This is a genomic window from Brevibacillus choshinensis, assembly GCF_001420695.1.
Classification (GTDB): Bacteria; Bacillota; Bacilli; order Brevibacillales; family Brevibacillaceae; genus Brevibacillus; species Brevibacillus choshinensis.
In genome coordinates, this window is sequence record NZ_LJJB01000007.1 from 2195455 (window position 1) to 2198769 (window position 3315).

General features: G+C 34.7%; 2 protein-coding genes. Both read right to left on the reverse strand.

The window, feature by feature from the left end; all coding sequences use genetic code 11:
* Window positions 1-610: 610 nt before the first annotated feature.
* Window positions 611-1498 carry a DMT family transporter gene (locus AN963_RS10350; protein WP_055744382.1) on the reverse strand — a complete coding sequence of 296 codons (888 nt, stop codon included), beginning with the start codon at window positions 1496-1498 and terminating at the stop codon, window positions 611-613.
* A gap of 604 nt (window positions 1499-2102) precedes the next feature.
* On the reverse strand, window positions 2103-2837 hold the full coding sequence (locus AN963_RS10355; protein WP_055744383.1) for a hypothetical protein: 735 nt from the start codon (window positions 2835-2837) through the stop codon (window positions 2103-2105).
* Window positions 2838-3315 lie beyond the last annotated feature (478 nt).

Genomic DNA, 3315 nt, shown 5'->3' on the forward strand with positions numbered 1-3315 from the left:
CCTATAGGAATCATCGGTTTAAAACACTCGTGTTTTTTCCAATGTCCACTATAAGGGGTGCACTTCACCTCAGGTAAGGGGGAATGAGCTTTTTTAATATATTCTGTACTAATTTTAAACAGATTTTCGATATAATTTTTTAGTAAGGCCCATCTATTACAGTAGCTTTTGGGGGACGAGACAGCATGGCATTTCCAATTCGTGTACTGATCATGCGATTTTGATCAAATTTGTTATGTTTCTTTTCGTGGAACTTTCTCCCACATCCACACGAACATGACAACGTGATACACCTCCCTTAATCGAATTTGATTATGGTGTATCGCATGCAATAACTAGTTCAACTGCGTGAGCAAGTATCATGTGAGAGTGTCCAGATGGGAATCTGAACGCCCTTGTTGAACATAACTGCCCTTTAGTTTAATCAACAATCAATGATAACAGAGACTAAAAATAAAGGAGAACACATATTAGTCATATATAATATGTGCTCTAGTTTTATTAAATCAAAGCGCCGATTGTGGAAGATCAAGATAATTATTATGATTGCTACTTAAACTAACGCACTCCGATAGTAGAACAGGGTAATCTACGTACCCTCACAAAATATCTATTCCATATTCTTCTTATAATTTTGTTTTAATAAACTTTTAAAATCTAGTTCAGCAATTAGAACACTTATTAATAAGAGTAATGCCCCTAAATAACCTCTAGATGTGAGAGTTTCACCCGTGAAAAAGAAAGCAAAAACAGAGGAAAAAACAGGTTCCAATGTAAAAATAAGACCTGCATGGGTTGGACTGGTATGTTGCTGGGCAATGATTTGAACAATGAAAGCGATTCCTGTACAAAATATACTTAATGCCAAGATTGCAAACCATGACTCATAATTTTCGGGAAGTCTTGGTTTTTCCATAAAAATAGAGAAAATAATACTAAACAGTCCAACAAAACCAAGTTGTAAAACTCCAAGGGAAATGGAATTTACATGCTTAGCCACTGCTCCTGTAACCATGATATGAACGGCATAGAATAAAGCACAAAGAATACAAAACAGATCACCAAAACCTATCTTAAATTGGTTATGTAAGGTTAATAGACCTATTCCTACTATTGATAAAACAATTCCGAAGACAACTTTTTTTTCAGGCGTTTGTTTTAAGAATATAGAAGATAATAATGGTATAAATATAACTGTGAGACTAAATAAAAAACCTGCATTAGAGACGGATGTATACTTCGTACCGAAAGTCGCAAACACATAAACAATAAACAATATACACGACAATATAAAAGCATATTTTACTGTTTTAAAATCAGTCTTAATTAAGTGCTTGTAAAATACAATCCCTGATAAAAGAAATGCAAGAGTGAAACGTAATGATATTAAATTATATTCTTGCAGATAGTCGAGCCCAATTTTTGTAAGTAAAATCGATCCACCCCAAAAAAATGTAATCATTAGCAGCATTAAATCAGCTCTAAGTTGTAATCTCATCTATTTTCCCTCGTTATATCTTGAGCTAAATGTCTGGTTTGGTTCAAACTTATATCTCAAAATTAAATTATTTTATTTTAGATATATTCTATATACTTCTTCAATAATCCTGCCCTTTAACTTATTAAAGACCAAGATACATGGACTGCTGAAACAGTCCGTCGTAGTTCCATTCTTACTCCCGTTAATTAAACAAGGTACACGCGTGTAAATCCTTGTTACTCTTACTCAACACATAATTCTGAGATATCCTACCAGCCATACGCAACATCCTCTACTACGGTTCCTCCAAACGTACTAGTCCTATGAATATATTCTTTTCCTCCCATACGTTCATAAAAACCAAGTCAGTCTAAATCTATTTTTTCTTAGACTAGAACTATATTTTCACAGTCTAACACTATATTTTTTGAGTCTAAAACATTATTTTCAATGAAAACATTCCTGACCTAACTACATTTACGGTTTATTGCGTTAACCTACCCGTTAGTTGAGAAAACGGCAGCCGTTTACGCAGGCTACCGTTCGTTCTTCGTGTGTATTAAGCTCTTGAACCCGTTAGTTCAGTAAAGCAATGTTATCTCTTTATCTCGATTCGCCAAATTTAAGGAGGAGAAAGTGATTGGAGTTTTTCTACATTAGTCAATATTATTTTTTTCATCTTTTCTGTAGCATATCCTTGACTAAAAGCATTCTCATCTGGCCAATAAGAAATAACTATATTCGAACCATCGTTCAAATGAATACGCAAGAAATACTTAGTGCTGTTAAACATTGAGTCTTTATAGATTCGTTCAAATGGCACGTAATCTACCTTTAAAAAGTCTTCAATAAATTGTTTTTTCGCCTCCTCTGATATTTCTATCGATGGAGAGTTCTCAATAGGGTACTCTATCTTCACTTTATTTACCTTTCCCTGTATATCAAAAAAATCTCCAAGTGTCTTTGCATATGGATTATCAGTCACTTCATAAAGATCCTCTCCAACAAACAACCTGAATTGTTCAGAATAACCATTAACCTGATATATTGGCGTTCCTTCCACTGACGAGGTTGCATCTCCATTTTTCATCGTATATCCAAAACATACATTCCCATTAACCTTGAATTTTACTTCGCCTATTATTTTTCCGCGTTCTAATCCCTTTGGATCAAACCCCTCTTTCTTCCTGTATTTTACGTTGCCCCACATTAACGCAGGATCAAATTCATATATTTTCGCGACACAGTCACCAGTGAATTGCTTATTTTGCACTGCTGTACTATCTTGTTGTTGTTCTTGTTGAGTATTGGTGTTTATCAATAATAGTAATGTCACTAAGATTGTAGTAATTTTCATTAATTACCTCCTTAGGTTTAGATGGTAACAGGATGATGCTTGCTACTGCTGTCGGCCTGAACCTCGTACCCCCTATTTTTACTTTTTATTACTTGATACTGCTTTAAATCCAATGATTAACGAAACTATGTTAATAGAGATTACACATGACAATAGCGCAATATCTGCACTCCCATAAGGAGGAAGGATATTGAAATACAGAAATCGCATTAATTTTTCCGATAATTCTAATTTTAATAATTTCCAATTGGCTTACCCATTTCATCACAGTAATCTTTTTCCACATAATAAACGGGGTTTTCCGCGTTTTGCTGGCGATCCCCCATACTGTCCAATTTGTTACTACGCTAACCTACCTGTTAGATAGAGAAGGCAGCCGGTTGTTACGGCTGCCTTTATGTTGAGTTTGTTGAACTATCGAACCCGTTACTTTAGTGACTATTCGCCTTACCGATTAAGCCACTGCTCGAAAATAATG